This window comes from Bartonella jaculi (assembly GCF_039543045.1).
Lineage (GTDB): Bacteria > Pseudomonadota > Alphaproteobacteria > Rhizobiales > Rhizobiaceae > Bartonella > Bartonella jaculi.
The window spans coordinates 1-6,692 of sequence record NZ_BAABIZ010000045.1 but is presented as its reverse complement, the minus strand read 5'-3'; the positions used below and the strand labels follow the sequence as shown (position 1 = coordinate 6,692).

Genomic DNA, 6,692 nt, shown 5'->3' with positions numbered 1-6,692 from the left:
GGCGTTCCCTTGGCTGTTTTATTGAGTACGTTATAAACGTTTGAAGCGGTGACTTTACCTAAACGGGCTTGAAACCATTCTGCTGTTCTTTGTTGCATTTCACACCGCCTTTTGTTGCTCTTGTTGTGCTTTATTCATTTGTGAGCGTTGCTTTTTTTTCAAAGCAAACAAAACAGTTTGGGCTTGTTTATAAGACATCTGTGTGAGATTTTTTACGCCTATAAAAGAAAGAATATCGCTTTCCTTTGCTTGTGTCTGTTCTATTAATTCTCTGATCTCATTCATTTGTTCCGGTGTGACACCTGCTATAAGCGTGTTGCCATCAGTATCATCTTCATCACTGGTTACATTAAGAAGCATGCCTAAAAGATATCTGCGTGCATAAGTAATGGTGGAACCAACAGATTGAATGTTATTTTTACTGCCTTGTCCATCAATTGGAAATGTTCCTTCGGTTGAGATATGATTACCAGAAGGATGAGACAGAGTTATTTCTATGGTAACGTTTGTTGCGGCTTGACTTTTAATACGAGAAAACAAAGCAAAGTGGTATTTTGCAAGAGTATCCTTTACTGCGTCAATATACTGATCAAGCGTTGCATATGTACTCTTGGTATGGGTATTAATAGCGTTTTTTTGTATTTTTTGATATTCGATTTGCATAGCGGAAAGATCAGAGACGAAACTTTGATAATTTTGTCGTTCTATTTCCTTTTCTCGTAATGCGATAAGACGCTCGAGACGGTCCATGTCGACGTCATTTTCTAAAGCTCTAGTTAAAATGCGATCCATAGCTGTTTGTTTTATTTCACAATCGTTCGTTTTTTCCACTAATTCCGTTTGTGTGGTACTTAGTTCACTCATCTTGATTTCCTCCTATTTGAGCGAATTCCCCCGTGGCGTGAATCACGCTTGTGTTTAAAAAGGTTGTTTGGTTGTTAGAAAGGGCTTATATGGCTATTACGGTATTACCAGAAATCTCGGCAAAACCACAAACTTTAGCTTTTCCATAAACTTTGGCGTTACCAGAAACCCAACAATCACCCTCATGGGATAAATTGCCCTCATGCTCTATAAAACCACCTAAGTCGTTTTTCTTGATGTGTCTAAAGTCTCTCAATGCACGAATACGGTGGAGAGTTCTGCCATCAAACTCAATTGTCTCATCAGTAAATTCGTATTTCTTTTCCATGATTACCCCCCTACCTTAAAACAGTGTCGTTTTCGGATACTTCTGTATCTCCGGTTATTTGTGCATCACCATAAATACAATTATTGCCATAAACGCATGCATTCCCATAAATATGAGCTTTGCCGTAAATCTTCATATTACCATAAACCTTGGCATTGCCATAAACTTCGGCATTGCCATTAACCACGGCATGATCATAAACTTTGGCATATTCATAAACCTCGGCATTCCCAGAAACATTGGCGTCATCAAAAACACATGCACTACCACCAACACGGGCATATTCATAAACTTTGGCATGACCAAAAGCTTTAGCATCATCATAAACCTTGGCATCACCAAAAACCCGCGCTTTACCATAAACCTTGGCATTATCACCAATCCAGCAATTGCCTTCATGACCTAAGTTATATTCCTTTTCAATAAAGCCGCCTAGGTCACCTTTTTTAACATTTCTAAAGTCTCGTAATGCGCGAATGCGATAAACCTTACACAAATAAATTTCATCTATTTCATCAGTCAGTTCGTATTTCTTTTCCATAGTGACAGCCTCTTAATGCATGCTTTGTCTTTTAAGTTCTTGAGACAGCACACCTATTCCTTTTGTAGTAATTTTTGCGCAAGGAATGACTTTTTCTATTCCACTGGCGGTTTGAAGTGTAATGGTTGGACAATCCATAAGTTGCTTTTGGATTTTATCTTGATAAGGAAGTAAATTTCCACCTGCTGCACGCCGGTAAACCCAACCTTTTTTCTGTAAAAACTGAATGAATTGTTTTGGTTGCATCTCGAGTATTTTTGCGGCTTCTGTAAGACCGAAGAGTCCATTATGACGCTGTAAACTTTCAAGTGCCATGGCTTTTGGTGTTAAATCTTCAATGATGGTGTCTTTTTGATCTATTTGACCTTGCAAATAATTCAAAAATCCAATCATAGCTTTTGGACTTGAATAATCGATTTGTGGTGTTACTGCTTGCTTTGCACGCCGTTCACATTCTATAAAATACTCTCTGGCTTCATGCCCTTTGTCATTACGCTCTATCATCGAAAGGTGCTTAGCCATATCTAATGTGAGGTAGTATTCTACGCTTGGGCGCCCACCTTGGGGTTTTACTAAATTTTTAGTAAAACTTATAAAGTCTTGATTTTCTCGAAAATTACATTCTTTAATACGGTTAACAATCCAGTCATTAAAGCGGGCTTTTACTTCTAAAAAAGCATGCAGATCACGTGCATTTACTGTTTGAACAGTTTCGTTTTTAATTGTGTTGTGCTGAATAGCAATAAGCTTTTCCATTACGGACCTCATGTTGATGGGATTGATGAATGAAAGGGGGCGCTTTTTAAACGCCCTTCAGAATTTAAAGCACATCACAAGGACGCAAACGGTGCTGCTCTTCATAGGTACCGTAGACTGCATCATTATATTTTTCTTCTGCTAAATCATCTAAAAGTCTATTGTAGACATTGCTTTCATAGATATAAGGGGGAACCTTGCTGTCCTCATTGAGAAACTCTAAGTTTTCTTTTATATATGCCTCTGCAATATCTTCAGAAATATCTTCGCAACTGTTCTCAGAAGGATTTATGCGAAAGATTTGGATTGCATCATCTGCCTCGTCAACAATCTCTAGAACTTGGCGTTCATCAAGCGGACCTGCCTCTCCAATGTGTTGATCATCACCATAGACAACTAATAAAATTTCATTAGAATTAATAAGAATTGGCTTATCCATAATTTCCCCCCTCTAACGCCTCTTGGCGATTGTTTGTTTGTGGTTTATGGATACCAATGTAGCGATTTTGAAAACAAAGTCAATAAAAAAATGTAGCGATTTTGAAAATTTTTTTTAAAAATGATAAATTAAAGACTTACTTGAAGAAAAGTATAAAAATATTAATTCATATTCTGGCTGGCTTAATCCAGTCGATAGGTGCACACCATTCTAATTCTACATCTACGATATCGGCATATTTTCCATTTATACTGGATAAAACCCATTTCCCTTTTTCTTTTCCGAGACGTAATACTTTGATATAAACTTTTCCACATTTAGTTTTTACGATAGCGCGGTTGTTAATAAGATCCTCTGGTGGCAGATGATAGGAATAAAAAAGAAGGCTTCCTTCTTCAATGGCTGGAAACATAGAATCACCTACCACCCGAACGGCGACAGTTCCTTTAGGAGCAGAAGGTGGGGCTTCTACTTCTTCTAGACAACCAGAATCTATAGCGATTATTTCTCCGCCGGCTCCTACAGATCCAATCAAAGGAACTAAGTGATTAGTGGGAATAGAAGCGCCTGTAAGCTTTGATATTTCTAATAATTCTCGAGCAGAAATATCTCTTGTTCCCTTTAGCATTTTATTGACGGCAGCACGATCTATAGAGCGACCTAAAGAAGCTGTTAGCCGTCTTGAAAGCTCTGATTGGCTTAATCCAGCTTCAGATAAGGCATTTTGTAGCCATTGCGAAATACTTATTGTCATATCTTTATTGTAGGTACGTTGTATACAATCGTCATTTTCTAATTTAGAAACATGTAATTTCATTATCAATTTTCCTTCTTGACATTGTTTTTATAATCGCTACATAATGGGCTATGAAACAATTTTATGAAATAATAAATCTGTTAGGTGGAGTTCGTAGGGTGTCTCAGTTGCTCGGAGTTCATAGAACACGTGTGTATGTCTGGCTGCGTCCTGTATCAAAAGGTGGAACTGGTGGGAGAATTCCGACAAAACATATCCCAATTCTTTTAAATGAAGCCAAAAGAATTGGAGCACCGATTAAGGCAGAAGACTTTTTCTCGTTTTTTTATGGGGGGCAATCATATGAGACTATATCATCTCAAGCATCTGCTTTTACACCTTCCCCTACAGATAATAACGAGCACCAGCACCATTCACACTCATAAGAAGAAAGATCAGAGATGATAGATGTCCCACAAATCTCCATAAGCAAAGTCCAGTTGATTGATCTTGTTAATAATATTGGAGAGGCAACCATATATTATGGTGTCCGTTCGCCTCAAGATGCATCTTTTGAAACAAGAATAGATCCCTCATCAACAGGTTATTTTGTCTATATGCTGTATAGTATCTTTGCGCGTGATGATAGAAATTATTTTCCATTATTGCCGTACGATGATTTTAATCAATGGTTTTCATCTGCGTTTACGCAAGCTTTTACAACTTGGTTTGATAATTATTTTTCTCAAGAGTTGTTATCTTTTTATCGCTTAAATGAGCTGATCTTGTTTATGATCTTAGTCAAAGATAAGCTTGATCTCTTAAGGCTTGATCTCTTAAGGGATGAAGTTATCAAAAAAAGAAATCAAATTAATAAATCATAGCATAAAAACGTTTTCCTAAGTAAATTAATCCAATTTTTTAAAGTCTATGAGGTCGGTTTGTGTCGTTACAGTCATTGTTGTTTCTGGTTTCAATGGGGATGTATGAGTAATGATTAAAGTAACTTGGGCTTTTATATCTTCTTCACGCGCTGCTACAAAAATAAGGATTCCTGTGTACTTATCTTCTAAGGGAGCTATAGAAATATTAACATCGATTTCTTGTCCCGTTCGAAAATCCTTTGCTTTCTCACAGTATCCGGATGATATTGTGTGTGACGTTGGTCTGGCATCAGGATTAACATATGGTGCTTGCATTTGCCACAATCTTGTTTCCGGTTTGTATCTAATGCCATATCCAAGAATAAAGCGAGAACCATCTTTTAGCTTTATATTTAAAACGTGGATGACAGTTTGTGCATTGTTTTTTATTTTTAAACAAAGAAGCGTCCACTTGCCTTTTGTTGGAAAATGTGGGCCAGTTGTATATATGGAAGGTGGCGTTCCTAAATCCTCTACTCTTTTGTTATCTAACAAAAATTTAATATGTTCTTCTGACCATTTGGCAATATCTTTTGTCGATATCGCTTGCTCTTTAAGGGCTATCGTCTGTTCTTGGCTTTCTGCAAATTGCTTGCTTACCCATTCTCTATCTTCTTCTCGTTTTTTTGCAGCTTTTTCTAAATCATCTTTCCGGATTTTGGCTGCTTCTTTACGGTCTTTATTTCTTAAAATAAGCGCTACTGAAAGCGACACAGCAAATGACACAAAACCTGTAAGAAATATCTTTATCCATTCTTGCATCTTTCCCCTCCCCACTTTTTAGAATCATTGGGAGGTTACTTTTTCACAAACATTTTTGCAAGACAGGCAATCGCAACGCGCTCTGTCATAACGCACGCATAAACACACAGCAACCTTAAGGGGGGATTATGATCACTAGCGCACAAACCATTTTATGTCTTGATCTAGGGACCAAGACAGGCTGGGCAATATGCGGCGCTGATGGTCACATAACAAGCGATACAGAACATTTTCAATTACGCCGCTTTGAAGGTGGAGGGATGCGTTACTTACGTTTTAAGAAATGGCTTACTGAACTAAAGAGATCCGTTGATGAAATTGACGCGGTGTATTTTGAAGAGGTGCGCCGGCATGTGGGTACAGATGCTTCTCATGTTTATGGCGGTTTACTAGCAACGTTAACAGCATGGTGCGAGCATCACCAGATACCTTATGAAGGTATACCGGTTGGTACAATAAAGAAGGCGATGACAGGCAAGGGGAATGCGTCAAAAGAAGAAATAATACAAGCGGTGCGTGCAAAAGGGCACGCGCCTAAAGATGACAACGAAGCAGATGCTTTAGCAATTTTATATTTAATGAAAGAAGGGGGTATGTATGTCCAGTAAAATACCATGGACGAGGCTTTTTGCAGACAAGTGGCTTCTTGATCTTACTTGTTTACCCGCAATTGAAGGCAATGTTTATATGCGGTTGCGATTGCAAATGTTGCGCACTAGGGAGTCTCTTGTAAACGATTCACAAATATTATCTCATTTTACTTGTTGTTCAGTAAAAAGATTTCAAAAGGCATTAGATTATTTATTTAGATCTGGACATATCATTTGTTTAGAAGATGGTCGTTTGTGGATTTCAGATGTTGAAGAAGAATTAAACAATTCAGATGAAACTTTAAATAAGTTTGCAGAAAGAGCAGCAAAAGCAGCAAACACTAGGAAAAATAAACATCAAGAAGATTCTTCAAGAGGTCTTCAAGATTCTTCAAGAGGTCTTCAAGATTCTTCAAGAAGTCTTCAAGATTCTTTAAGAGGGTACATAAACAATAACAATAACAGTTATAATAAAAAAACTAATACTATCGTATTAGCAAAAAAAGAAATCGATTCTGAAAATTTAGAAATCCATGATCAGATTCACGAACCAACAGAAGTTCATGATTGCGAAAGCCAACCAGATCAAATCACAACGGGTGCAGATAACCAACCACCCATTCACGAGCCAAGTATTGATACTCAATGCGATATTAAACACCGGTGGCATATTGACGAGAAAGAGCTGGCGAAACTGCCATCACGCAATTTGCCAAAGATTGCCACCACACTTGCAGAAGCCATAGGTGGGGT

9 protein-coding genes and 3 pseudogenes are annotated in these 6,692 nt (G+C 37.8%); 4 read left to right on the top strand and 8 right to left on the bottom strand.

Annotated elements, in window-relative coordinates; translation table 11 throughout:
- The 7 genes and pseudogenes from ABD915_RS08685 to ABD915_RS08655 all read right to left on the bottom strand — a co-directional run.
- A pseudogene (locus ABD915_RS08685) lies at positions 1–98 on the bottom strand (lambda exonuclease family protein); the annotation flags it as partial.
- A 1-nt stretch (position 99) separates the two neighbouring features.
- Positions 100–864, bottom strand: coding sequence for an ERF family protein (locus ABD915_RS08680; RefSeq protein ID WP_345117424.1), 765 nt, complete (start codon positions 862–864; stop codon positions 100–102).
- Positions 865–976: 112 nt separating this feature from the next.
- Positions 977–1,192: pseudogene (locus ABD915_RS08675) on the bottom strand (hypothetical protein); the annotation flags it as partial.
- Positions 1,193–1,202: 10 nt separating this feature from the next.
- The gene (locus ABD915_RS08670; protein ID WP_345117420.1) at positions 1,203–1,733 is read right to left on the bottom strand and encodes an LbetaH domain-containing protein; all 531 of its coding nucleotides are present in this window, start codon (positions 1,731–1,733) and stop codon (positions 1,203–1,205) included.
- Positions 1,734–1,745: 12 nt separating this feature from the next.
- A complete protein-coding gene (locus ABD915_RS08665; RefSeq protein WP_345117418.1) occupies positions 1,746–2,489 on the bottom strand; it encodes an antA/AntB antirepressor family protein in 744 nt (247 codons plus the stop codon).
- A gap of 64 nt (positions 2,490–2,553) precedes the next feature.
- Positions 2,554–2,928: a hypothetical protein gene (locus ABD915_RS08660; protein ID WP_345117416.1), complete on the bottom strand. Its 375-nt coding sequence runs from the start codon at positions 2,926–2,928 to the stop codon at positions 2,554–2,556.
- Positions 2,929–3,094: 166 nt separating this feature from the next.
- A complete protein-coding gene (locus tag ABD915_RS08655; protein ID WP_208441681.1) occupies positions 3,095–3,745 on the bottom strand; it encodes a LexA family transcriptional regulator in 651 nt (216 codons plus the stop codon).
- A 50-nt stretch (positions 3,746–3,795) separates the two neighbouring features.
- Between ABD915_RS08655 and ABD915_RS08650 the strand changes: the two genes are divergently transcribed.
- On the top strand, positions 3,796–4,110 hold the full coding sequence (locus ABD915_RS08650) for a helix-turn-helix domain-containing protein (RefSeq protein ID WP_345117414.1): 315 nt from the start codon (positions 3,796–3,798) through the stop codon (positions 4,108–4,110).
- A gap of 15 nt (positions 4,111–4,125) precedes the next feature.
- Complete coding sequence (locus tag ABD915_RS08645) at positions 4,126–4,548, top strand: hypothetical protein (protein ID WP_273719166.1); 423 nt, start codon at positions 4,126–4,128, stop codon at positions 4,546–4,548.
- Positions 4,549–4,572: 24 nt separating this feature from the next.
- Here ABD915_RS08645 and ABD915_RS08640 read toward each other — a convergent pair whose 3' ends face one another.
- A complete protein-coding gene (locus ABD915_RS08640) occupies positions 4,573–5,349 on the bottom strand; it encodes a hypothetical protein (RefSeq protein ID WP_345117411.1) in 777 nt (258 codons plus the stop codon).
- Positions 5,350–5,477: 128 nt separating this feature from the next.
- Between ABD915_RS08640 and ABD915_RS08635 the strand changes: the two genes are divergently transcribed.
- Together ABD915_RS08635 and ABD915_RS08630 are read left to right on the top strand one after the other, a co-directional pair.
- The gene (locus ABD915_RS08635) at positions 5,478–5,957 is read left to right on the top strand and encodes a crossover junction endodeoxyribonuclease RuvC (protein WP_345117409.1); all 480 of its coding nucleotides are present in this window, start codon (positions 5,478–5,480) and stop codon (positions 5,955–5,957) included.
- A pseudogene (locus tag ABD915_RS08630) lies at positions 5,947–6,692 on the top strand (DUF1376 domain-containing protein); the annotation flags it as partial. The gene ABD915_RS08635 and the pseudogene ABD915_RS08630, both read left to right, overlap by 11 nt.